Annotated in this window: 20 protein-coding genes; 4 read left to right on the top strand and 16 right to left on the bottom strand. The window is 72.4% G+C overall.

From position 1 onward, the window contains the following. Positions 1-2 precede the first annotated feature (2 nt). Together AB0K37_RS24145 and AB0K37_RS24140 are read left to right on the top strand one after the other, a co-directional pair. Positions 3-1,235, top strand: a complete 1,233-nt coding sequence (locus AB0K37_RS24145; RefSeq protein WP_363984706.1) for a hypothetical protein — start codon at positions 3-5, stop codon at positions 1,233-1,235. A gap of 21 nt (positions 1,236-1,256) precedes the next feature. Beyond that, positions 1,257-2,057 carry an alpha/beta hydrolase gene (locus AB0K37_RS24140; protein ID WP_363984704.1) on the top strand — a complete coding sequence of 267 codons (801 nt, stop codon included), beginning with the start codon at positions 1,257-1,259 and terminating at the stop codon, positions 2,055-2,057. Between the two features lie 47 nt (positions 2,058-2,104). Here the strand turns inward: AB0K37_RS24140 and AB0K37_RS24135 are convergent, their stop codons facing one another. The 16 genes from AB0K37_RS24135 to ftrA all read right to left on the bottom strand — a co-directional run bounded on the left by AB0K37_RS24135 (position 2,105) and on the right by ftrA (position 21,764). Beyond that, entirely contained in the window at positions 2,105-2,242 is a 138-nt protein-coding gene (locus AB0K37_RS24135) for a hypothetical protein (protein WP_363984702.1), read from the bottom strand. A gap of 101 nt (positions 2,243-2,343) precedes the next feature. Continuing rightward, a complete protein-coding gene (cydC, locus tag AB0K37_RS24130; protein WP_363984700.1) occupies positions 2,344-4,086 on the bottom strand; it encodes a thiol reductant ABC exporter subunit CydC in 1,743 nt (580 codons plus the stop codon). A 109-nt stretch (positions 4,087-4,195) separates the two neighbouring features. Further along, a complete protein-coding gene (gene cydD / locus AB0K37_RS24125) occupies positions 4,196-5,851 on the bottom strand; it encodes a thiol reductant ABC exporter subunit CydD (RefSeq protein ID WP_363984698.1) in 1,656 nt (551 codons plus the stop codon). Continuing rightward, on the bottom strand, positions 5,848-6,870 hold the full coding sequence (gene cydB / locus AB0K37_RS24120) for a cytochrome d ubiquinol oxidase subunit II (protein ID WP_363984696.1): 1,023 nt from the start codon (positions 6,868-6,870) through the stop codon (positions 5,848-5,850). Before cydB ends, cydD begins: the two co-directional genes overlap by 4 nt. 9 nt (positions 6,871-6,879) lie before the next feature. Next, positions 6,880-8,304, bottom strand: coding sequence for a cytochrome ubiquinol oxidase subunit I (locus tag AB0K37_RS24115; RefSeq protein WP_363984694.1), 1,425 nt, complete (start codon positions 8,302-8,304; stop codon positions 6,880-6,882). A gap of 202 nt (positions 8,305-8,506) precedes the next feature. After that, positions 8,507-9,373 carry a serine protease gene (locus AB0K37_RS24110; RefSeq protein ID WP_363984692.1) on the bottom strand — a complete coding sequence of 289 codons (867 nt, stop codon included), beginning with the start codon at positions 9,371-9,373 and terminating at the stop codon, positions 8,507-8,509. A 146-nt stretch (positions 9,374-9,519) separates the two neighbouring features. Then, positions 9,520-10,803 carry a hypothetical protein gene (locus AB0K37_RS24105; RefSeq protein WP_363984690.1) on the bottom strand — a complete coding sequence of 428 codons (1,284 nt, stop codon included), beginning with the start codon at positions 10,801-10,803 and terminating at the stop codon, positions 9,520-9,522. Further along, the gene (locus AB0K37_RS24100; RefSeq protein ID WP_363984688.1) at positions 10,803-12,068 is read right to left on the bottom strand and encodes an ATP-grasp domain-containing protein; all 1,266 of its coding nucleotides are present in this window, start codon (positions 12,066-12,068) and stop codon (positions 10,803-10,805) included. Before AB0K37_RS24100 ends, AB0K37_RS24105 begins: the two co-directional genes overlap by 1 nt. Positions 12,069-12,163: 95 nt before the next feature. After that, complete coding sequence (locus AB0K37_RS24095) at positions 12,164-13,420, bottom strand: MFS transporter (protein ID WP_363984686.1); 1,257 nt, start codon at positions 13,418-13,420, stop codon at positions 12,164-12,166. Beyond that, complete coding sequence (locus tag AB0K37_RS24090) at positions 13,417-14,685, bottom strand: ATP-grasp domain-containing protein (RefSeq protein ID WP_363984684.1); 1,269 nt, start codon at positions 14,683-14,685, stop codon at positions 13,417-13,419. The genes AB0K37_RS24095 and AB0K37_RS24090 overlap by 4 nt, the downstream gene beginning before the upstream one ends. Before the next feature lie 21 nt (positions 14,686-14,706). Beyond that, the gene (locus tag AB0K37_RS24085) at positions 14,707-15,825 is read right to left on the bottom strand and encodes a hypothetical protein (RefSeq protein WP_363984682.1); all 1,119 of its coding nucleotides are present in this window, start codon (positions 15,823-15,825) and stop codon (positions 14,707-14,709) included. Then, on the bottom strand, positions 15,822-17,321 hold the full coding sequence (locus AB0K37_RS24080; protein ID WP_363984680.1) for an iron-containing redox enzyme family protein: 1,500 nt from the start codon (positions 17,319-17,321) through the stop codon (positions 15,822-15,824). The genes AB0K37_RS24085 and AB0K37_RS24080 overlap by 4 nt, the downstream gene beginning before the upstream one ends. After that, the gene (locus tag AB0K37_RS24075) at positions 17,318-18,397 is read right to left on the bottom strand and encodes a 50S ribosomal protein L11 methyltransferase (protein ID WP_363984678.1); all 1,080 of its coding nucleotides are present in this window, start codon (positions 18,395-18,397) and stop codon (positions 17,318-17,320) included. The genes AB0K37_RS24080 and AB0K37_RS24075 overlap by 4 nt, the downstream gene beginning before the upstream one ends. Beyond that, positions 18,394-18,756 (bottom strand): Rieske 2Fe-2S domain-containing protein, encoded by a 363-nt coding sequence (locus AB0K37_RS24070; RefSeq protein WP_089310854.1) that lies wholly within the window; start codon positions 18,754-18,756, stop codon positions 18,394-18,396. The genes AB0K37_RS24075 and AB0K37_RS24070 overlap by 4 nt, the downstream gene beginning before the upstream one ends. 118 nt (positions 18,757-18,874) lie before the next feature. Beyond that, positions 18,875-20,266 (bottom strand): iron-containing redox enzyme family protein, encoded by a 1,392-nt coding sequence (locus AB0K37_RS24065; protein ID WP_363984675.1) that lies wholly within the window; start codon positions 20,264-20,266, stop codon positions 18,875-18,877. A gap of 523 nt (positions 20,267-20,789) precedes the next feature. Then, a complete protein-coding gene (gene ftrA, locus AB0K37_RS24060) occupies positions 20,790-21,764 on the bottom strand; it encodes a transcriptional regulator FtrA (RefSeq protein WP_363984673.1) in 975 nt (324 codons plus the stop codon). 109 nt (positions 21,765-21,873) lie between these two features. Here ftrA and AB0K37_RS24055 point away from each other — a divergent pair, with 109 nt between their 5' ends. Together AB0K37_RS24055 and AB0K37_RS24050 are read left to right on the top strand one after the other, a co-directional pair. Next, entirely contained in the window at positions 21,874-22,353 is a 480-nt protein-coding gene (locus tag AB0K37_RS24055; RefSeq protein WP_363984671.1) for a rhodanese-like domain-containing protein, read from the top strand. A 202-nt stretch (positions 22,354-22,555) separates the two neighbouring features. Next, a partial coding sequence (locus tag AB0K37_RS24050; protein WP_363984669.1) for a DEAD/DEAH box helicase occupies positions 22,556-23,797 on the top strand: 1,242 nt, incomplete at its 3' end.

Below are 23,797 nucleotides of genomic sequence, written 5' to 3'. Positions count from 1 at the left end.
CCATGAGCGACACCACGCGGACCGTGCGGGCCGCCGCTTCCATGCCGGCGTTGCAGCCGGCGGCCGCGCGTTGGCTGGCCGGCGCCGCGCTCGTCTCGGCGACCGCCGTCCTCGCCGTCCTCCTCGCTCGCGCGACGGACGGGCTGCCCCACATCCTGCCGGGGTACGCACGCTGGCAGGACGAGGCGTACGCGAGCGTCCCACAGTTCCTGCGGTGGTGGATCGGCGACGCCACCGAGGCGCAGTTCTTCAAGTCCGCCCCCGGCGGGATCGCCATGATCGCGGGCGGCTGGCTCGCGCACACGGCCGCCCGCCGTGGCCGCCGCTGGGCCGGGTTCCCGCTCGCCTGCGGCTCCGGTCTGTGGCCGTGGCTGCTGTACTCGGCGGTGCTCGGGCTGCTGCTGTCCGACCTCGCCTGGGGGTGGACGATCCCGGCGACGGGCCGGTGGCAGCCCACCTTCGTGCCGTTCGTGTCCGTGCCCCCGGCGGTCGTGCTCGTCTACGGCGCGGGCTGGTCCGTCGCGGTCACCGGGGCGGTGCTCGGGGCCGTGCTGGCCACCCCGGCGGCGCTGGTCGTGACGAACTTCTTCTGCCTGCCCCTGCACCTGCCGAACGTCATCGGCTGCGTCACGGGCATGTGGACCGGCGCGCTCCTGGCGTTCCTGATCTGCCGCCACCTGCCGTGGATGCCGCGCCCTCTCCCGGCCGCGCGGACCGGGAAGCCGCCCGCGACCGTTCCGGGACGGGGCGGGTTCGGAGCGGGCTGGGTCGTCCGGCGCGTGCTGGCCGACTTCACCGAGGCCCAGTTCTACGGCAACGAGCTGGCCTCCGCGGGGCTGATCGGCGCGACCCTCGTGGTGTACCTGCTCAACCCGCTGACCCCGGTGTACGGCAGCACCCTGCTGCCCGCGCTGCTGACGGCCCAGGTGCTGGCGGGAACGCTGGGCGTCCTGCTCCACCACCGGCGCTGGGTCGCCCTCGGCTGGTACCCGACGTTCGTGCCGGTCGTCTCGCTCGCGCCGGCGGTCGTCCTCACCTACGGCGGAACGGTCCAGGCCGTCGTCGCCGGGGCGGTGGGCGGCGCCGTCGCGGGGCCGCCGCTGGCCGCGCTGATCTCCAGGCGCCTGCCCGCCGACTTCCATCCGTTCATCGGCAACGTGGCCTCCATGGCCGTGTGCACGCTCGTCGCCGTACCGCTGCTCGGCCTGTTGCCGGGATTCGCCTCTACCCTCTGACCTGCGAAGGAAGGGCCTGCTTTGCGCACTGTCCAGTTCACCCGTGACGGAACCGTCCTCGGCGCCGAGATGCGCGACGGCGAGGGGCCCCCGGTGGTGCTGCTCCCCGGCGTCATGGCGGACGCCGCGACCTGGCGGCCCGTCGTCGAGCACATCGACCTCCCCAACCCGGTGCTCGTCCTCGACCGCCGCGGCCGGGCCGCGAGCGGGCCGCTCGGACCGGGCTACTCGGTCCGCACCGAGGTGGACGACCTGGGCCACGTCCTCGGGAGTCTCGGCGATCTCGGCCTCGCCGGCGGGACGCACCTGTTCGGCTGGAGCTACGGCGGCCTGATCGCGCTGGAGGCCGCGGCCGGCCGCACTGACCTGCGCTCGCTCACCCTGTACGAGCCGGTGTCCCGCCCGTTCGCCCCGGAGGCGCTGGGCCCGCTGCGCGAGGCGATCGACCGGAACGACCTGGACCGGGCCGTGGAACTCGTGAACACCGCGGTGTCCGGTTTCTCGGACGAGTACGTCGCCGAGCTGCGGCGGAGCCCGGTGTGGGACGTCCTGCGTCCGCTGGCGCGTCCCCTCGCGGACGAGCTCGGCGCCATCGACGCCCACCGGCCCGACTTCGACGCCTTCGCGCACCTCGATGTGCCGGTCACCCTGCTCCTCGGCACGGAGAACGAGGGGACGGCGCCGTACGGGACCGCGTTCGCGCGGTTCGAGCGGGCGATGCCGCGGGCGCGGGTGGTCCGTATGGCGGGAGAGGGCCACCTTGCCCACGCCTCCGCTCCCCGGCTGCTCGCGGAGCACATCGCTGACGCGGTGAAGGCGTAGTGATGTTCAGGCGCTCTGGAGCGCCTGAACGTCCGCTTCGCTTCAGCTCAGGGATGTGAGCTGGCGGGACGCGGCCAGAAGGGGGCGGCAGGGGCGTCGGCTCGGGCGGCGTCCAGGGCGCCGATCGTGGTGGCCAGGGCGAGGAGCACCATGGCGATCCGGAGGGTGATGCGCAAGATCTTCATCTGTGGAACCCCCGTTCCGTCGAACGGATCCTGTACCCCGTGTGATGCGGACGGATCGGGAAGTGTTCCCAGAAGACCCCAGAAACAGGTAGGCGGATGGTCTAGGTGAGCTGGGGAGCCGGGGCGGTGGCCTGCTCGCGTCGCCAGAGGGCGCGGTAGGGGCCGGGGCGGTTCACGAGCTCGGTGTGGGTGCCGCGGTCGGCGACGCGGCCCCCGTCCAGGACGATGATCTCGTCGACGGCGTCCAGGCCGGCGAGGCGGTGGGTGACCAGGAGCGTCGTCCGGCCTTCGGTGGCGGTGAGGAGGTCGGCGGTCAGCTCGTCGGCGGTCGCGACGTCGAGGTGCTCGGCGGGCTCGTCGAGCAGCAGGACCGGGAAGTCGGCGAGGAGGGCGCGGGCCAGGGCGATGCGCTGGCGCTGGCCTCCGGAGACCCGGGCGCCGTGCTCGCCGACGCGGGTGGCGAGGCCGTCCGGGAGGGACTCGATCCAGCCGAGGAGCCGGGCACGGCGCAGCGCGTCGCGGATCTCCTCGTCGGTGGCGGACGGGCGGGCCAGGCGGACGTTCTCGCCGATCGTCGAGTCGAACAGGTGTGCGTCCTGGGCGCAGAGGCCGATGACCCGGCGGACGTCGTCGCCGGAGAGCGTGCGCAGGTCGACGCCGTTGAGGGACGTCCGGCCGCCGGCGGGCTCCAGGAAGCGGAGCAGCACGGCCGTCAGGGTGGTCTTGCCCGATCCGCTCGGGCCGACGATCGCGCAACGGCGGCCGGGCGCCAGATCCAGGGAAATGCCGCCGAGGGCGTAGGGCGCGGTGGGCGTCCAGCGGGCTCGGAGGTCCTCGGCCGAGAGCGTGTAGGGCGCGGCGGGCAGGGATGCCGGGGCGTCGGGCTCCTGAACCGGGGGCGGGCTGTCCAGGACGGCGAAGACGCGCGCGGCCGAGCGGCGGACCCGCTCCAGGTACTGCGCGGCCAAGGGCAGCCCGGCGACGACCTCGAACGCGGCCAGCGGGAGGAGGACGACGACCGCGAGGAGGACGCCGTCGAGCGCTCCCGAGCGGACGGCCGGTACACCGACGGCGAGACTGCCCCAGACGGCCAGACCACCGGCCAGGGCGGAGATGGCGGCGCCGAGCCCCGCGGTGGTGGCGGAACGGGCGGTGGCGCGCGTGAAGTCGCGATCGAGTCGCGCGGCCTTGGCGAGCTGCTCGGGAGCGGCGCCGTACGCGATGAGTTCCGGCGCGCCCTGGAGGGTGTCGACGACGTGCGAGGTGAGCTCGCCGCGCAGGTCGGTCGTGCGGCGTTCGGCGCGGCGGGAGACGGTGCCCGACAGCCAGGGCGCGACGATCCCGGCGAGCAGCAGGGCCAGCAGGAGGACGACGCCCGCCGAGGGGAGCAGCAGCCAGGCGAGCCCGACGGAGGCGCCGCCGACGACCGCGGCCACGGTGCAGGGCAGGAGGACCCGCAGGAAGAGGTCCTGGACGGCGTCGACGTCCGCGACCAGCCGGTTCAGGAGGTCGCCGCCGCGGAAGGCGGGGAGCCCTGCGGGCGCGAGCCGCTCCAGCCGCTCGTACACCCGGGCCCGCAGGTCGGCGAGGATCCGGAACGTCGCGTCGTGGCCGACGAGGCGCTCGACGTACCGGAACACGCCCCGCCCGAGCCCGAAGGCGCGGACCGCCACGATCGCGACCATCAGCATGAGCACCGGCGGATGCTGCGCCGCCCGCGAGATCAGCCACGCCGACGTCGCCATCAGCCCGACCCCGCTGCCGAGCGCCAGCACCCCGAACAGCACCGCCAGCGCGAGCCGTCCCCGCGCCGGACGCGCGAACCGGAGAAGCCGGAAGATCATGCCCTCACCCCCGCCTCGTCGGCCGAAGCCTCCGCCGCGCCCCGCGAGGACGCGGAGGTTTCACGTGAATCATCCGCCCCGGCGATCCGCGCGGGCCGCGGGCGCCGGGTCATGCCGTCACCAGCGCCGGGGCGACGGGGACGGTGCGGTCGGCCATCGCGGCCAGCGCCGGGCGGTGGGCCACGAGGATCACCGTGCGGGACTCCGCCAGGCGCTGGACGGCGTCGAGGACGGCGGCCTCGCTCTCGGTGTCCAGGTTGGAGGTCGGCTCGTCCAGGAGGAGGAGCGGGGCGTCGCGGAGGAAGGCGCGGGCCAGGGCGATGCGCTGGCGCTGGCCCGCGGACAGGCCCGCGCCGCGGTCGCCCAGGGGGGTGTCGAAGCCCGAGGGGAGGGCGTCGACGAACCCGAGGGCGTTCGCGGCGCGGGCGGCCTCGCGGACCTCGGCGTCGGACGCGTCCGGGCGGCCGAGGCGGATGTTCGCGGCGACGGTGCCGGCGAACAGGTGCGGGCGCTGGGGGACCCAGGCGATCCGCTCGCGCCAGGCGTCCGGGGCCAGGTCGGCGAGGTCGTCCCAGTCGACCAGGACGCGGCCCGAGTCCGGGCGGACGAAGCCGAGCAGCACGGCGAGCACGGTCGACTTTCCCGCGCCGCTCGGGCCGACCAGCGCGACCGTCTCGCCCGGGTGGACGGTCAGCGAGAAGTCGTCGAGGGCGGGGACGTCGCGGCCGGGATACGTCACCGTCACGCCGTCCAGGCGGAGCGTGGCGCGGTCAGGGTCGGGGATGTCCCGCCGCGTCCCGGCGGGCGGCAGCGGCGTCTCGAGGACCTCGAAGATCCGCGCGGCGGCGGTGAGGCCCTCGACGCTCGCGTGGTACTGCGCGCCGACCTGGCGGAGGGGCAGGTAGGCCTCCGGGGCCAGGATCAGCACGAGCAGCGCGGTCTCCAGTCCGAGGCCGCCCTCCACCAGCCGGAGCCCGATCGACACGGCAACCAGCGCGACGGACAGGGTGGACAGCACTTCGAGGACGAGGGCGGACAGGAACGCGATCCGCAGGGTGGACATGGTCGCGCGCCGGTGCCGGCCCGTGATCTCGCGGATCCGGTCCGCCTGCGCGCGGGCCCGGCCGAAGATCTTCAGCGTGGGAAGCCCGGCGACGACGTCCAGGAAGTGGGCGGAGAGCAGGGAGAGCGTCCGCCACTGCCGGTCCATCCTGCGCTGGGTGGTGAGCCCGACCAGGATCGCGAAGACGGGGATGAGCGGCAGCGTCGCGGCGATCGTCACGGCGGACAGCCAGTCGCCCAGCAGGATCCGCGCGCCGACCGCCACCGGGACGATCACCGCGAGGACGAGCTGCGGCAGGTAGCGGGAGAAGTAGTCGTCCAGCGCGTCGATCCCCCGGGTGGCGAGGGTGGCGAGCTCGCCGCTGCGCTCCCCGGACAGCCATCGCGGCCCGAGGGCCAGGGCGCGGGCGAGCAGCCGGCCGCGCAGCTGCGACTTCACCGCGGCGGACGAGCGGTGCGCGGCGACCTCCTGGAGCCATGCGACGAGCGTCCGGCCGAGGACGACGGCGAGGAGCAGCAGGAGCGGGGTGCGTAGGTCGCCGAGCGAGGCGCCGTGCAGGAAGGCGCGGGTGAGCATGCCGGCGAGGAGGGTCGCCTGCGCGATGATCAGTCCGGCGGTGGCGGCGCCGAGCAGCACGGACGCCGCGAGGAACGGGCGCGTCGTGCGGGCGTGGCGCAGCAGCCGGGGGTCGAGGGGCTTCATGCGACCGGCTTCTTCGCGTGAGGCTTCGTCACGGGGATGTGGGACGTGCCGATCCGCTTGCGGAAGACCCAGTACGTCCAGCCCTGGTAGATCATCACGATCGGGGTGAACACGGCCGCCACCCACGTCATGATCTTCAACGTGTAGCCGGACGAGGCGGCGTTCGCGGTGGTCAGGCCGCCGGTGCCGAGGGTGGACGGCAGGACGTCCGGGAACAGCGACAGGAACAGGGTGGCGACGGCGAGCACGATGGCGGCGCCGGTCCCGACGAACGCCCAGCCCTCGCGGCCGCGCCCGTTGGCCGCCGCGGCGGCGAGCAGCCCGGCGGCGGCGCCCGCGGCGGTGAGCCAGGTGACGGGCTTGCCGTACTGGAGCTGGGTGATCAGCAGGAAGCCGCCCCCGGTGACGATCGCGGCGACCGCGGCGAGGCCGGCGATCCGGCGGGCCCGCGCCCGGATGCCCCCGGACGTCTTGAGCGCGAGGAAGACCGCGCCGTGCAGGAGGAACAGGGTCACGGTGGTGAGCCCGCCGAGCAGCGCGTACGGGTTGAGCAGGTCGCCGAGGGAGCCGGCGAACTCGTGGTCGGGGTCGAGCGGCACGCCGCGCACCATGTTCGCGAACGCGACGCCCCACACGAAGGCGGGCACGAGGCTGCCCCAGAAGATGCACTTGTCCCAGCGGGCCCGCCAGCGGGCGTCGTCGCGCTTGCCGCGGTACTCGAACGCGACGCCGCGGATGATCAGCGCGAGCAGGATCGCGAGGAGGGGCAGGTAGAAGCCGCTGAACAGGGTGGCGTACCACTCGGGGAACGCGGCGAAGGTGGCGGCGCCGGCGACGATGAACCACACCTCGTTGCCGTCCCAGACGGGGCCGATGGTGTTGATGACGACGCGGCGCTCGACGTCGTCGCGGCCGAGCACGGGCAGCAGCATCCCGACGCCGAAGTCGAAGCCCTCCAGGAAGAAGTAGCTCGTCCACAGGAAGGCGATGATGATGAACCAGGCGGTGGTGAGTTCCATGACCGGCCCTCAGTAGGCGAACGCGAGCGAGCGCTCGGAGTCGGAGTCGGAGTCGGACCCGGGGCCGTCGGACGGCGGCGGCAGCACCTCGTCCTCCGACGGCGGCCCGGCCTTGGCGTACTTGAGCATCAGCCCCGTCTCGATGACCAGGAGGACGCCGTAGAGCGCGGTCAGCGACGCGACGGAGATCAGCATCGACGAGGCCGACACCCCGGGCGAGACGCTGGACGAGGTCTTCAGCACGCCGAACACCGACCAGGGCTGCCGCCCCATCTCGGTGAAGATCCATCCGGCGGAGTTGCCGATGAAGGGCAGGGTCAGCGACAGGACGCCGATCCGGTACACCCAGGGGCTGGAGGGGAGCCTGCCGCGGCGCAGCAGCCACAGCCCGGCCACCGACACCAGCGCCATGGCGATCCCGGCGCCGGACATGACGCGGAAGTTCCAGTAGATGACGGGGATCATCGGCCGGTAGTCGCCGGCCCCGTAGCGTTCCTGCTCGGCGGCCTGGACGTCGTTGATCCCCTTGACCTCGCCGTCGAGGGTGCCGGTGGCGAGGAACGACAGCAGGCGCGGCACCTTGACGCCGAAGACCTCCTTCTCGCCGTTCAGCGTCCCGACGGTGAAGAGGGAGAAGGAGGCGGGCCGCTCGGTCTCGTAGAGCGCCTCCGCGGCGGCCATCTTCATCGGCTGCTGCTCGGTCATGACCTTGCCCTGGAGGTCGCCGGTGATCGCGACGCCGATGGAGGCGATGGCGGTGACGACCAGCGCGAGCTTCAGCGACGGCCGGAACACCTCGACGTTCCTGCGGCGGGCGAGGTGCCAGGCGCTGACGCCGGCCATGAACATGCCGCCGGTGGCGAACGCCGCCGTCATGGTGTGCGGGAACGCGACGAGCTGCGTGGAGTTGGTCAGGACGGCCCAGAAGTCGGTGAGGACGGCCCGTCCGGACTCGTGGTCGATCCGGTAGCCGACGGGGTGCTGCATCCAGGAGTTCGCGGCGAGGATGAAGTACGCCGACAGCAGGGTCCCGATGTGCACGAGCCAGATGCAGCCGAGGTGCAGCCGTTTCGGCAGCCGGTCCCAGCCGAAGATCCACAGGCCGAGGAAGGTCGACTCGACGAAGAAGGCGAGGAGGCCCTCGATGGCGAGCGGCGCCCCGAAGATGTCACCGACGAACCGGGAGTAGTCACTCCAGTTCATGCCGAACTGAAACTCCTGCACGATGCCGGTGACGATCCCCATCGCGAAGTTGATCAGGAAGAGCTTGCCCCAGAACTTGGTGGCGCGCAGGTACGCCGTCTTCCCCGTCCGCAGCCAGGCGGTCTGGAGCACCGCGACCAGCGCGGAGAGCCCGATCGTGAGCGGGACGAAGAGGAAGTGGTAGACGGTGGTGATCCCGAACTGCCACCGGGCGATGTCGACGGTGTCCATGGGCGCAGGCCTCTCCGGCTCATCTACTACAAGCTGTAGTACTTCATCCTGTCAGAAATACTACGAGCTGTAGTACTACAAGCGGTGGTTAGTTGGGTCACTCGCCCGGACACGGCCGGACGGGGCGGCGCGAGGGGTGCGCCGCCCCGTCCAGGGAAGGGTCTGCGTTCGGTCTAGCGGGCGGCGCCGTCGCGGCGGCGAGTCAACTGCCGGCGCGCGGGACGAGGCAGCCCGGGCGGTTGAAGTCGATCACGCTGCCGGGGGCGATGCAGGCGGCCAGGGTGTAGGTCTGCTGGGCGTAGCCGATGTTCGGGTGCACCGTGATGGTGCCGGACTGGTCGACCTCGCACGGGTTGTTCAGCGTGCAGCGGCCGCCGTCCTCGTTGATGGTGTTGTTCGCGCCGACGACCTTGCCGGTCGAGGCGTCGACGAGCGGGGAGCCCGACGTGCCGCCGATGACGTTGCACTCGGGGGTGTAGCGGATCGAGTCCTTCCAGGTCCACTCCCCCTCCCGGACGCGGTAGGCGAAGCCGTCGATGTTGCAGGAGTAGATCCTGCGCCAGTAGCCGGAGACCACGCGCACGTCGGCGCCCGCGGTGGGGTGCGTGAGCGAGAGCTGGAGCGCCGGCGTCCGGTAGGTCTGCTGGATGGTCGCATAACTCTGGCTGAGCCGGTACAGGGTCACGTCGGTGTCGGTCATGGTGGCGTACAGCACCCTGTTGGCGCGCAGCGTGCCGAGCGTGCCCGAGCCGCTGGAGTTGAGCAGGCTGAACGTGCGGCTGGACGCCCGGTTCGTGATGACCTGGCCGGCGCTGGGCATGCCGCCCTCGTAGCAGTGGCCGTTGGTGAGCACGAGCGCCGGATCGCTGTCGGCGGCGGTCGGGGTGCGCACGAGCGAGCCGGAGCAGTTGCTCAGGGCGACGATCCCGGTGAAGTCGACGGCCTTGACCTGGGCGGAGGGGGCGGGAGCGGCGGTCGGGACGGCGGCGGAGGCGGTGGGGGCGCCGGCGGTCAGCGCGGCGGCGCCGACGGCCGCGGCGGCGAGCGCGCCGAGAATGCGTCTGTGCATGGCGGGGGGTCCTCTCCGGTGAGGGTGGCAGCGTGATGCTAACCACGGGCCCGCCGACCAGATAGGGCGAAAGTGGACGAAAAGGGAGAGCGCCGCGAATCTGGCAGGCATTGCACAGCCAGACCCGCGGCGCCCCGCCCCCGCGGTCAGTAATGGAACGCGGAGGTCATCCTCGCGCCCTTGGTGCCGAGGTTGACGACGGACGCCCCGCCGGACGGGACGGTCCGGCAGAACGCGCCGCCGTAGCCGTCCGGGAAGACGAAGAGGCCCCACACGGCGATCCAGTCCTCGACCGCGCCGGTCTCCGCGTTGAGCATCGGTTCGCTCACGGGGACGACGCGGCGCTGGACGATGTAGTCCTCCTTCAGGCAGCCGGCGACCGTCTCGGCCCACTCGCGGTCGGTCTGGTCCCAGCCCGCGCGGACGCCCCGTCCCGACAGGCCCGCGACCGGCTTGAGGATCAGCTCCTCCCGCTCGGCGCGGACCCGGTCGGCGAGGTCAGGGGTGAGGGTGCGCGTCCACGGCAGGATCCGGTCGATCAGGGCGTTCTCGTCCGGGGACAGGACCGCGCGCATGGCGGGATCGGAGACGAGCGGCAGGCAGCTCTTGTAGGAGAACATGGACGCCGTCAGGGGAGTCCACAGTACGACCTTGCCCTCCTCGCAGGCGCGCATGACGGTCTCGACGGGCTCGTCGTTGCGCGGGTCCCGCGCCACCTGGTGGGCGGAGAAGTACCGCAGGACGAGGTCGAGCGGACGGTCGTGCAGGTACAGCCTTCCGTCCCTCTCCCGCACCTGGTCCACTTCGCCGATGAGCAGCTCGATGCCGCACCGCTTCATCGACTCCTGGAAGGAGCGGTGCAGCGGCTCGTACGCCGCCATCCCGTCGACGGCCTCGAGGGTGGCGACGACGGGTGCCTCCTTCTGCGTGGCCTGGACGAAATGCCGCGCTATGGCCGCCGGAGTGTCGACGCTCGACAGGCCGTGCTCGTCCGCGAACGCGGCGAACTCCCTGTGGCCGAGCAGGGTGCGGTTGACCTCGCTCATGTCGACGCCGCCGAGTTCGCTGCCGATGTTGAACTCCAGCAGCCGGAACCGCGAGCCGTCGTCGTAGAGGTCGGCCCGCCCCCACAGGAACGGCTCCGCGTCGAACCGGGTCATGAGTTCGGTGCGGCGCGCGTCCGCGCCGATCGCGGCGCAGAACGCGCGGCGGTCGCCGCCGAACAGCCGGTCCGGCAGGGACGTCATCAGCCGGAACAGCCCGGCCAGGTCGTCCGCGGCCTCGCGCGTGCGCGCCTCGGACGACAGCAGCGGCCGCGTCCCCAGGTATCCGCCCCACGCCCGGTCGAACACGGGAGGGAACTCGACCTCCGACATGACGTCGCGCAGGGGCCCCTCGGCGGCCGCCGCGACGTACTTCGCGGTGACCATCAGGCGGTCTCCTCCACGTCCACGACCAGGTCCTTCTCGATCTTGCGGATGACCTCGCGGTCGGCGTAGATCTGCTCGGCGTCCTCGTGGGCGAGGATGATGTAGCCCATCGTCATGCTGGCGAACAGGTCCGTGCTGGCGTCGACGCGGTCGCCGGTGCTCACCAGGTGCACCGGCGAGTGGTAGCTGGGCAGGTCGCGCGCCTGGTCGTAGATCTCGGCGTTGCGCACGATCCCGGTGGAGTGCGACATGAGGAACACGGCCATGACGTTGCGGCGCAGGGTGTAGCCGGGCGGCATCTGGGGGCCGAGGCCGCGGCACACGTCCACGATCCTCGTGACCTGGCTCTCCCCGGTGGCGATCTCGGTCACCGCGGGGTTGCCCGCTCCGGCCAGCCGCGCGTTGACCTCCAGCAGGCGCGGCCCGTCCGGGGTCATCATGATCTCGGTGTGCGCCGCCCAGTTGCGCAGCCCCACCGCGTCCAGCGCGGCGAGCCCGTAGTCGATCAGCTCGCCGTAGGCGCCGGTGTCGTAGGGGAGCCACTCGACGAAGTCGTACACCGCGATGCCCTCGCCGAACGGGACCCGGCGGTACCGGATGATGTCGGTGATCGAGTGCCGGCCGTCGTGGCTGACGGTGTCGATGGCGTACTCGGTGCCGGTCATCATCTCCTGGACGAGGACCTCCTCGGCCAGCACGTCGAGCTTGTCGCGGGTGCCGAGCATGGCCGTGAACTGCTCGCGCCACCCCTGCCCGCCTGGAGCGCGGCTGACTCCCACGGTGCCGGCGCTCGTCGGCGGCTTGACGACGAGGTCCTTGCCGGCGAGGCCCTCGCGCTCGATCCAGGCGGCGACCTCGTCGGGATCGTTCGTGGAGATCTGCCGGGGGACGGGCAGCCCCGCCTCGGCCAGGGCCTGGTGCATGAGGTACTTGTGCCGGCGGGCGTCGACCAGCTCCGGGACGTTGGAGAACTCCGGCGCGAGGGCGTCCGAGCACTCCTGCGCGAGCCGCAGCGCCGCCTCGACGCCGGGGATGACGGCGATCGGCTTCAGCGCGCCGAGCCGGGCGATCGTCTCCGCCATGTCGCCGTGGTGGTTGATGACCGCGTCGTAGTTGCCGGGGTCGTGCGAGGAGTGCAGCGGGGCGAGCGCGGGCCCCGTGTAGTCCATCACGGCCACCGGGCTGAACCCCGCCTCCCGGAGCGCGGGAGCGACCATCGCCGCGGAGGTGAAGGGCCGCACGATTGCGACGACTGGCTTGTCCATGGTGGTCACCTTCTGTTTCGTTCGTTCCACTCGTTGCGCGGAGGTCGTCCTCGCGGGCGCCGCCGCCGTCGTCGTCCGTGCCGTGCCGTCCCGCCTCACTCGCCGGCCTCGGCCGCGGCGGCCGGCTCCAGGGCCGGTTCGGCATCCTCGGCCGGGCGCCGCCGCGCCAGCCCGGCGCCCGCGGCCACGGCCGCGGCGCCCGCGAGCCCGAACGCCCCGGTCAGCACCCAGACGCCCGAGCCCCACGCGTGCCACGCCGCGACCCCGATCATGGGGCCGACGGCGTAGCCGACCTGCTGCGGGATCGTCGCCGCCGCGATGTACCGGGCGCGCAGCGCGGGCGGCGCGACGAGGCCGGGGTAGGCCATCATGGACGGCGCCGCGATGATCTCCCCGAACGTCCACACCACCGTCGCGAGGAGGAGCAGCGCCACGGGCGTGGGGCCGGTGTAGACGAGGTGGCCGGCGCCCAGCATCGCCATGCCGAGCGTCATCGGAACCCCGATCGGCAGCCGCTGGAGCCACTTGGACAGCAGCACCTCGAAGGCGATGACGATGCCCCCGTTGACGGTCAGCAGCATCGCGAACACCCGCTCGTCATGGCCCGAGCCCGTCACGAACAGCGGCAGGGCGGCCGACGACTGGATGTAGGTCATGGCGGTGAGGAAGAGGCCGAGCACGACGAGCATGAACCGCCGGTCGGCCAGCACCTGCCCGTAGCCGGTGCGGTCCTTGCCGGACCCGCCGCCGGCGACCTCCGGCTCGGCGTCCGACCGCAGCGCCAGGTAGGCGACCACGCCGAACGCCAGCGACGTCGCCGCGTCCACGTAGAACAGCGCGCCGTAGGACGCGTAGGTCAGCAGCAGCGCCGCGCCCATCGGGCCGACCGTCGAACCGACGTTGAACGTCAGCCGCAGCACCGAGAAGACCATCACATGCCGGTCCTTCGGCGTCAGCTCGACCACCCAGGCCATCGCCGCCGGGCGGTACGCCGTCGCGGTCAGCCCCGCTCCCCCGGCGACGAGAGCACCGATCCACATGTTCGGCACGTGCACGAGCGCCGCGGTGAGCACCGCCGTGCCCGCCATCGAGCCGACGATGACCCATCGGTACCCGACGCGGTCCGCGGCGGCGCCGCCGAGCGCCGACCCGGAGATCCGGCCGATCATGAGCGCGGTCAGCACGACGCCGCTCTCCCACGCGCTGAAACCCTCGCTGGTCAGGAACAGCACGAGGAACGCGTTGAGGAACGCCGCCAGATTGCTGATCAGGTTCCCGATGACCAGGATCCGGACCGTCCCGCTCATCTCGCGCAGTGTGGCGAGGATCGTCGGGTGCTCCGCGGACGTCATTGCGCCTGCTCCAGCGGGGTGCCCTCGAACGTGAAGTACCGCCCGGCGTCCGGGATGGCGGCGCGGGTCCGCTCCAGCGTCTCCGCGACCGCGATCACGTAGCCGCAGCGGGCCAGCCCGTTCGGCGGCAGCCGCACCTGCCAGCCCGGCTGCACGGCGAGCTCGACCTCGGCGACCGGCGGGCGCATCAGCTCCTTGTCCACGGTCGCCGACGTGATCTCCATGTCGTGCGGGGGATAGGCGAACCGGATGGACGCCGCCCTGCGCGGCTTCGGGAACGCCACGGCCGGCGGGCGGCCCGCCACCACGTCGGCCGCCGCCAGCGGCCCGTCGACACCGGACGTCAGCAGCCCGAGGTAGGGGATCATCCCCCCGCCGAGCCGGACGTTGATCTCGATGACGTGCTTCGCGCCGTCCGGGGTCAGCTTGAACTCGATGTGCGTGTACCCGTCGGTGAACCCGACCGCGGCGTGGACCCGGGTGAGCATGGCGTGGAACTCGGTGTCGGACAGCAGCGGGTCGTTGGCGTCGACGTCGTGGCCGATCTCCTCGAACGCCAGCGTGCCGCTGCCGCCGAGCACCTTGCGCGCCACGATCAGCGGCGTGCACTCCCCCTGGAACAGGACGCACTCGACGGAGATCTCCGGACCCTCCAGGAACTCCTCCACGACCACGTAGTCCTCGAACTGGCGGATGCCGCCGAGGCGCGTCCCGTCGGTGAGCGCGAACGCGGCCTCCAGGTCCTCCGGCCTCTCGACCTTGCTGAGGCCGAGGCTGCCGCCGAGGTTGCGCGGCTTGACGATGAGCGGGTAGCCGGTCTCGGCGGCGAACGCGCGCGCCTCCTCCAGCGACGCCACGGCGCGGGACGCGGGCTGCGGGAACCCGGCGGCCCGCAGCGCCTCCCGCGTCGCGGACTTGTCCCGGCACCGCGCCACCGCGCCCGGGTCGAGGACGGGGAGGCCGAGCGCCGCGCTGAGGTGCGCGGACGTCTCGATGTAGACCTCGTCGTAGCAGAACACCCCGGCGACCTCGTGGTCGCGGGCCACGTCGCGCGCCGCGGCCGTCAGCTTTTCCAGGTCGAGGCAGTCGACGACGGTGTGCCCGGCGATGTAGGGCTCCTCCCAGCTCGCCGGGGCCGGGTTCAGCAGCCAGAGCCGGTACCGCTGCGACACCGACTCCAGGATGTACTTGCGGTAGACCCAGTAGCTGCTCGCGACCAGGAGAAGGAGCGGACGCTCGCCGCCCGCGGGCGGGTCATAGGACATGCGGACCTCGATCGCAGGTTGTCAGGAGAAGTAGTCCTCGGGCCCGCCGCGGCGGCGGACGTCGAGGGTGGCGCAGTGGAAGCCGCCGCCGAAGGTGTTGACCGTGCGGAACGGGACGGGGATGGGGGTGAACCCCTCCTTCTCCAGCAGCCGCAGCAGCTCGGTCTCCTGCGCCTCGACGAAGATGCGCTCCTGGTCGAGCATCAGGGTGTTCATCGCGATCCACCGGCTGCAGAAGTACATGGTCTGGTCGGCGGGGATGGCGGGCTCGGGGCAGACCAGCACGTCCCAGCCGGCGAACATCTCCGGCAGCTCCGGCACCCGCTCGGGGTTGACCAGCACCCGGCCGGGACGCAGCGGGACGAACGTGGCGTTCATGTGCATCGGGTGGTCGTCGGCGAACGCGACCTCGTGCACCCGGAACTCGCCGCCGAGCAGCCGCCGCACCCACTCGATGCCGAACCGGTTGGTGACGTGGCTGCGCTGCACGAGGATGTCGCGGCCGAACCGCATGAAGTCGCCGGCGTCCACGATCGGCTCGAACTCGGTGATGACCGATGTCGCGTCCGGGAACGGGTCGGCCGGGGACATGGTCTCCGGCTTCGCGGCGGCGTAGCCGGGGTTGAAGGACGCGTCGGTGAGCTGCGGCTTCGGCGCCGCGACCCAGCGGGCGCCGCGCCGGAAGTAGTCCTTGAAGATCGTCCGGAACGGGTGGGTGGCGAAGTAGTACGACCGCCAGCCCATCGTCGCCTCGACGATCTGGTCGCCCGCGACCAGCGCGATGTCGCGGGGGAAGGTGTGCGACGAGCCGCCGGTGGACGTCCAGTCGGCGGTCCCGAACGGGCGGGACTGGTCGACCGGGTCGGGGCGCCGGACCGTGACGCCCTCGCCCTCCAGGATCGACACGAAGCCGTCGAGCTCCTCGCGGGCCGCCTCGACCTGCTCCTCCGGGAAGCCCCCGCCGCCGTTGCGGCGGTAGAAGTCCCACGCCTCGGGCGGGACGGTCGCCTCGATCGCCGGATGCCACGGCGGGACGGCGGCGCCGTCGATGACGCCGACGATCACCTCTTCCAGCGGGTCCCACTCGTTGTACGAGCCGACCGGGGCGGACTGCTCGGCCGGGGGTGCGCTCTCGGTCATCGCGACGTCCTCTCGACGGTTCGTACGGTCACCCGGACCTCGGGCGAGGCGGCCTTCAGGCCGTGCAGGCGGCCGCGCGGCACCAGCAGCACGTCGCCCGTGCCGAGCCGGTGCGGGCGGTCGGTCGCCCACGCGTACACGTCCGCCTCGCCGCTCGTGATCTCCACGAGCCGGTCGGAGTCGTACACGCCGGTGCAGAAGGGGCTGTCGGGGCGGAGGGTGCTGGTCTCCGCGTCGTCCATCGCGGAGGACGCCAGCGCGGCGCCCGCCTCGGTGTGCCGGTCGAGGGCGTCGGCCCAGGCGATCTGCGCGCGGAAGTCGGCGTCGCCGAGGCGCAGCAGCAGCTTGGTGTCCTCGATGCCGCGCACCAGCTCGGGGATGACCAGCTCGCCGTGCGCGCGGGCCAGGCCGAGCAGCAGGTTCTCGTAGGTCATCCGCCCGTGGTGGACGTCGATGTGCGCGTGCTCGTCGCAGTACTTGGCGTCCACGCGGTCGCCGTAGACGGCGCGGAGCATGGCGCCGGTGTCGGCGAACCCCTGCGCGAACAGCCACTCCAGGTACGTCACCGCGGCCATGTAGCGGAACATGCCGCGGTGGTCCTCGGTGAGCCAGTTGAAGTAGTTCACCCCGACCAGGGAGCTGGTCAGGTAGAAGTTCCAGTACGCGTGCACGTCGGTGCGCAGCCCGACGCTGGCCAGCATCTCCTTGAAGATCGTGCTGTGCTTGGCGCCGTAGACCCCGTACCCGAACTCGTCGTTGAAGATCTTGAAGAGCTCGGACTGCTCGACGCCGTAGGAGCCGCCGAGGTTGCGCGCCATCGCCGACGCCTCGGTCAGCGCGTCCAGGGCGAGCTGGACGAGGTGCAGCGCCGCGGCCTCCTCCGGCCGCCGGCACTCGGTGATCAGCCGCATGGTGCCGGTCACCTCGGCCGCCGCGTCCACCGCCGGGTTGCTCCCGGACGCGTCGGCGGGCGCCCCGGCCCCGCCGACCTCGGCGAGGAAGTACGCCTGCAGCTCCTCCAGCGTCCGCACCGGCGGGACGGAGACGGCGTCGTCGAGGAAGGAGAACGCGTACCGCTCCAGGCCGGGGCGGACGGCGTCGCGCAGCGCCCGCACCTCGTCGCCGTAGAAGAGCTCGAAGTCGTCCTTCGCCGAGGCCAGCCCGGCGGGGGGCAGCAGGATCATGTCGCTCTCGTAGGCGTTGCACAGCACGCGGCCGGCGATGAGCTGGCCGCCGCCGAGGAACTCCGCCTCCGTCGCCGGGACGGAGAAGTCCCGGTCGGCGGCGCCCGGCGGGCCGATCGGCCGCCGGTACGGGTTGCCCTCGATGAGGACCTCGGGGCCCGGCTGGAAGATCCGCTGCGAGCAGTAGGCGGCGAGGGCGCTCGCCGTCGCGGCCGTCGGCGCGGTCCCCGTCGTCACCATGCCCGTCTTCCCCACGCCCGTGGTCGCCGCGCCCGCCTCCGGTGCGGCGATCGCCTCCGTCACGGCGGTCACGCGACCACCTCCTCGGCCTCCACCTCGAAGCGGACGCACTCGCCGTCGTGGGCGGCGACCAGCGACACCGGGAGGTCCGGCTGGACGTGCAGCGGGACGGGCAGGCACTGGATCGCCTGCTTCCAGTGCGAGTCGTGGCCGGGCGCGTTGTCGACCACGATCCCCGGCATCAGCTCCATCTCGAACCAGAACGCGATCGCGTGCATCTTGCCCGCGGCCGTCGGCCGGACCGTCAGCTCGGTGCGCTGCGGGCGCGCGTCCGCCGTGTAGAAGTCGAACTCGAACACCGTCACCGGCTCCGACAGCGCCCGGTGCTCGTGCCGGTGCAGCCGGGAGTCGAAGTACTCCAGCGTGGACAGCCGGTTGAAGGGCGCGAGGTCGAACCCGTACAGCTTGCCGACGTGGTTCTTGCGGTGCAGCGGCTCGCTCTCGACGAGCTGCGCGAAGATCCGTCCCCGCGACGGCATGATCGTCGCGTCCGGGGTGAGGAGGTGCTCGCGGGCGTGCGCGATCGTGCCGAGGATGCCCTCGCCGAGCAGCCCGCAGTCGACGATCTCGGTGACCAGCAGGCCGGCGCGCCTCGGAAGGTCCCCGGGCACGGTCATGCGGGTGGACATCTTCGACACGACGCCGACCGCGTCGTCGTACCCGGCCACCCGGACCACCCGCGCCGCCGTCTCGGCGACGGACGGCTGGCCCTCGCAGGCCACGACCTCCCGCGCCCCGGCCCGCGCCGCCATCATCGCCAGCAGGCCCGACCCGGCGCCGATGTCGAGGACCAGCGCGTCCGGGGCGGCCGCGACCGCCTGCCGGATCGCCCGGTCGTACAGCTCGGCGCGCTCCTCGTCGTGCAGCATCTCCCAGTGCCAGCGGGGGACCGAGCGCCGGACGGCCCGGTTCCGGCCGATCAGAGCCTCCTGGTTGTCGGCGTCCAGGCCGAGGATCAGTTCGAAGGCCCTGGCGGCGTCCTCGTAGCGGCCCTGGTGGTGCAGGTCGCGCCCCCACCTGAGGAACTCGCCGAGCTCCATTCCGTCGCGGATCTCGGTGACCGCGCCCTGCGGCTGTGCGCTGTTCATCGGCTCTCGGCCCCTTCGTCGTGGGTCGGGTCGGGCGGCAGGTTGGCGAGGATCTCCTTGTGGATGACCGAGACGGGCGCGCCGGTGTCCGGAAGGACGACGACGGCCTCGTCCCCGCTGCGCACCATCGGCAGGCAGGAGCGCTTCACGGCGGAGACGCCGACCTTCGTGCCGTGCCAGGGGCAGCTGAGCCGCCGCCCGTCCGGGGTGCGGCGGGCCAGGCTGAGCGGGCCGCCGCGGTGCGGGCAGTGGTCGCGGACGAGCAGCGAACGCTCGCCCTCGTGCAGGACGAAGTAGCGGTCGTGGCCGACCATCACGGTGTTGTGCCGACTCAGATCCATCACGATGACGCGTGCCATCGGCTCCTCTTTGTCGTTCGGGCGCGGCCGGTGACGGGCGGGGACGGCACGGGGCATGGCGCGGTCAGGCGGGGTGGGGAGACGGGAGTCTCGGTGGGAGCGTCGGGGATGGGGAGGCTCAGGCGGGAGAGACGGCGTGGAGCAGGCAGGCGGTCTCCGGCGTGGCCGGCCGGATCCCGTAGAGGCGTCCGCCGGGGATCAGCAGGGTCTCGCCGCGCGCGAGCCGCTCGGGCGGCCCGGTGGGGGTCGTGACGAGGTCGGCCTCGCCGCGCTCCACCTCCAGGACGACGTCGCCGTCATGGCTGCGCGTCCCGAACGGGCTCCCGGTCGTCAGCGCGACGCGCAGCGGCGGTTCGGAACCGGTACGCGCCGAACCGGCGAGCTCCCGGTGCCGGGGGAGGTCGTCCGCCCAGCGGATCTGCGCCGCGGTGTCGTCCTCGAACCAGCCGCCGACCAGCCGCGCCTCCGCGATGCCGCGCAGCAGCTCGGGCACGACCCGCGGGCCGTGCCGGCCGGCCAGGGCCAGCAGCACCTGGTCGCGGGTGATGCGCCCGTGGTGCTCGTCGATGTGCGCGTGCTCGTCGCAGTAATGCAGATCGACGGTGTCGCCGAATATGTCGCGGAACACTTTGATCATTTCGACGAATGCGGGGGCGAACACCGCTTCCGCATAAGTGACCGCGCCCGCGTACCGGAAGAATTTCGCATGGTCGCGGGACAGGTAGTAATAGTAGTTGTTCGTCGCCAGCGGCCCGGCGAGGTAGAAGTTCCAGTACGCGTGCACGTGGGTCGCCATCGCGCGGCTGCGCAGCATTTTGGCGAAGATCGTGGTGTGCTTGGCGTCGTAGACCCCGTAGCCGAACTCGTCGATGAAAATCTTGAACAGGGCGGACTGCTCGGGCCCGTAGGCGCCGGCGAGGTTGCGCGACATCGCGGAGGCCTCGGTGAGCCCGTCCAGGGCGAGCTGCACCAGGTAGAGGTCGGCGGCGCTCTTGCGGTCGCGGGCGTTCGCGATGGCGGTGAGCGCGGGCGACGGCCCGGCGGCGGCCTCCTCCACGACGTGCTGGAAGTAGGCCTCCAGCACATCGGGCGTGGCGGCGCCGCTGACGTCCACCGCCTCGTCCAGGCAGCCGAACGCGAAACGTTCCAGTTCCGAGACGGCGCCTTCCCGGAGTTCCTTCAGGTCAGGACCGTAGAAGAGGTCGAAATCCTCGTAGAGGCCGTCGAGCCCCTGCTCGGGGAGCAGCACCGTCTCGGCCTCGTAGAAGGTCCCGAGCAGCCGGTGCGCGGCGAGGGCGCGATGTGCCGCCCACTCGCCCGGCCCCGGCGGGCTGTCGAAGTCGGACTCGGCCAGCGAGCCCGGCACGAGCATGCGGCGGTAGGGGTTGCGGCCGTGGACGACCTGGGAGTCACCGCGGAACAGCGGGTGGCCGGCGAACGCCAGGATCCGCTTTCCGAGGGTGCCGCCGGCGCGTGTGGCGGCAGGGACTGCCTGCGGTTGAACTGTCATTTACTTGTACCGTTCACCTGACTACTCAAGGGTCGGGTGTAGCTGAGGGCGTGCGCGGCCGATTGTGTCGGCCAGGGTCGCTGAGAACGGCTTCCATTTGTTGGTGGGATGAACAAATGTTGCGGAGTGGAAGTGTTCTATTACCGGCAGTAAGAGACCGCTTCCTCTCGGCTGCCGGGCAGATTAACAAAGGGCCTGGGCGATGATCAACGATTGAGCTGGAACTTTGTGCCGGAGTTCGGTTCTCCCGCCGCGGGGCCTGACGTTTCGGTCGCGTCCAAAATGATCTTGCGGGCGTGCGGGCCGGCCGGCGCCCGCGCTCGCCCCGCGGCCCTGACAGTCGCGCTGACCTCGCCGCTCCTCGCGGTCACCGCAGGCTCGCGCCGGTCGCCGCCATGGCGTGACCTGCCTCTGACATCCGTGACTTCTGCTGGTCAGGAATCCCGGGGGAAACCCCGGCTCGTGACCGTAACCGGACGCGCATCCCGCCGCCGCCCGGCGGCGTCCGCCGCCCTGTCCCGGGTCAGGCGGTGCGGAAGGTGCGGCGGTAGGCGGACGGTGAGGTGCGCATCGCCCGGGTGAAGTGGTGCCGGAAGGTCGCCGGGCTCTCGAAGCCGACCGCCGCGCCGACCTCCTCGATCGGCGCGCCGCCCTGCTCCAGCAGCGGCAGCGCGGCCAGGACCCGCTGGCCGACCACCCAGCGCAGCGGGCTCGTCCCGGTCCGCTGCTGGAAGCGCCGCAGGAACGTGCGGGGCGAGAGGCATGCCTGCTGAGCCATGCGGCCCACCGTGATCGGCTCGGCGAGGTGGTCGAGCGCCCACGCCATGGCCCGCGCGACCGGGTCGTCCTCTCCCGGCGGGACCACCGCCGCCTCCACGAACTGCGCCTGCCCGCCGTCCCGGTGCGGCGGGACGACCAGCCGCCGCGCCACGGCGTTGGCGACCCTGGCGCCGTGGTCCTTGCGGACGAGGTGCAGGCACATGTCGAGGCCCGCCGCGCTGCCCGCCCCGGTGAGCACGTCGTCGCCGTCCACGTAGAGGACGTCGGGCGTCACCCGCACGTTCGGGTAGCGGCGGCGCAGCAGGTCGGCGTACCGCCAGTGCGTGGTGGCCGCCCGTCCGTCCAGGAGCCCGGCGGCGGCCAGGGCGAACGCGCCCGAGCAGATGGACGCCACCCGGGCGCCCCGCGCGTGCGCCTCCCGGAGCGCCGCGACGACCTCGGGCGGCGGATCCCGGCGGACGTCGGGCACGGCGACGACCAGGACGGTGTCCGCCGCCGCGAACACGTCCAGCCCGTGCTCGGCCGTCATCGTGAAACCGCCCACCGCCCGCATCGGGCCGCGTTCCAGCGAGCAGACCCGCAGGTCGTACCAGGGGACGTCCAGCTCGGGGCGGGGCAGCCCGAACACCTCGACGACCGTGCCCAGCTCGAACGGCGCCATGCCGTCGAACACCAGCACCGACACCGTGTGCCGGCGGGACGGGGTGGCGACGCGCATGGCGCGATCTTAGCGATACGCGGCATTCACGCCACTTCCGGACGCGGCCGCCGCCCCACGAGGATCGGGAAGGCCACGAGAGACTTCTCACGTTCGAGGGAGCCCGAGCATGAACGCAGCCGACCAGGTGTCCGCAGCCGACCAGGTGCCCGCCGCCACCGCCGAAGAGGCGCTCCGGCACTTCGCCGCCCGCCTCGCCTTCGAGACGGACGTGTCGGACGTGGCCGCCCGACTCGCCGAAGGGGCGCCCGGCATCGTGGTCGTCGACACCCGGAGCGCCGAGAGCTGGGCGCAGGGCCACGTCCGGGGCGCCGTCCACCTGCCCACCGCTGAGATCGCCGAACGCGCCGCAGCGCTCGTCCCCGAAGGCGCGGACGTGGTCGTCTACTGTTGGGGGCCCGGCTGCAACGGCGCCCAGAAGGCGGCGCTGGAGTTCGCGAAGCTCGGCCGTCCCGTCAAGGAGATGCTCGGCGGGTTCGAGTACTGGGCCCGGGAGGGCTACCCCGTGGAGACCGGTGGCGGCGCCGTCACGCGGCGTTCACCGGACCCGCTCACCGCCCCCGTCAACGGTGTCTCGTGTGCTTGTTGAGCGTGCCGTGGCGCATGTTCCTTCGGAGACGGGGCATAAGGTCGTCCCCCGACGACGTTAGACTCTAGGAATCACTCTTCGGCGCCGACGAACGGCGCCAGGCTCGTCCTTGCAGGCCAAACCCAGCGCGGTGCCTCCCGAGACGTGCCCCCCTCTCGGAAGGTAATGCGTGACCACAGCTGCCGCTGAACAGAACCCCACCATGCCCGCCATCGCGGACGAGGAGAGGGTTCCCACCTTCGCCGAGCTCGGCCTCCCGCCGGTTCTGGTGAGCGCCCTGGTCCGCCAGGGCATCGAGGCGCCGTTCCCCATCCAGGCCGCCGCGATCCCCGACGTGATGGAAGGGCGCGACGTCCTCGGCCGCGGCAAGACCGGCTCCGGCAAGACCCTGGCGTTCGGCCTGCCGCTCCTGGCCCGCCTCTCCGGCCGCAAGGCCGCCCCCAAGCGCCCCCTGGCGCTGATCCTCGTCCCGACCCGCGAGCTCGCCCAGCAGGTCCAGACCAACCTGGAGCCGCTCGGCCGCGGGCTCGGCCTGCGCTTCAAGACCGTCATCGGCCAGACCTCGATGTTCAAGCAGATCGACGCGCTGCGCCGCGGCGTCGAGGTGCTCGTGGCCACCCCGGGCCGGCTCAAGGACCTGATGCGCCAGGGCGCCTGCGACCTGTCCGACGTCGAGATCGCCGTGCTCGACGAGGCCGACCACATGGCCGACATGGGCTTCCTGCCCGACGTCACCGACATCCTGGACGCCGCCAAGCCCGGCGGGCAGCGGCTGCTGTTCTCCGCCACCCTCGACAAGGACGTCGACGTCCTGGTCCGGCGGTACCTGAACGAGCCGGTCACGCACGCGATCGGCCCGGTGGACGAGTCCGTCGCCACCATGGACCACCACCTGCTGCTCGTGGCGCCCAAGGAGAAGAGCGCCATCACCGCCGAGATCGCCAACCGCGAGGGCCGGACGATCCTGTTCGCCCGCACCAAGCACGGCGTCGACCGGCTCGCCAAGCAGCTCACCCAGGCCGGGGTCCGCGCGGCGGGCCTGCACGGCGGCAAGAGCCAGGGGCTGCGCACCCGCACCCTCGCCGAGTTCCGCGAGGGCACCATCAGCGTGCTGGTCGCCACCGACGTCGCCGCCCGCGGCATCCACGTCGACGACGTCTCCCTGGTGATGCACGTCGACCCGCCCGCCGACCACAAGGACTACATGCACCGCGCCGGGCGCACCGCCCGCGCCGGCGAGCGCGGCACCGTCGTCACGCTCGTCCTGCCGCACCAGGTGCGCTCCACGTCGGCGATGACGCGCCGCGCCGGCATCAACGCGCCGCGCACCCGCGTGTCCACCGGCGACTCCGAGCTGGTCAAGCTGACCGGCGCCCGGCAGCCGTCCGGCATCCCGATCGAAGAGCCGATCATCCCCGAGCGGCCCGCGCGCCGCGAGGGCGGC

The sequence above is a fragment of the Actinomadura sp. NPDC049753 genome (assembly GCF_040674655.1).
GTDB lineage: Bacteria > Actinomycetota > Actinomycetes > Streptosporangiales > Streptosporangiaceae > Spirillospora > Spirillospora verrucosospora.
This window is presented reverse-complemented; position numbering and strand designations above follow the sequence as displayed.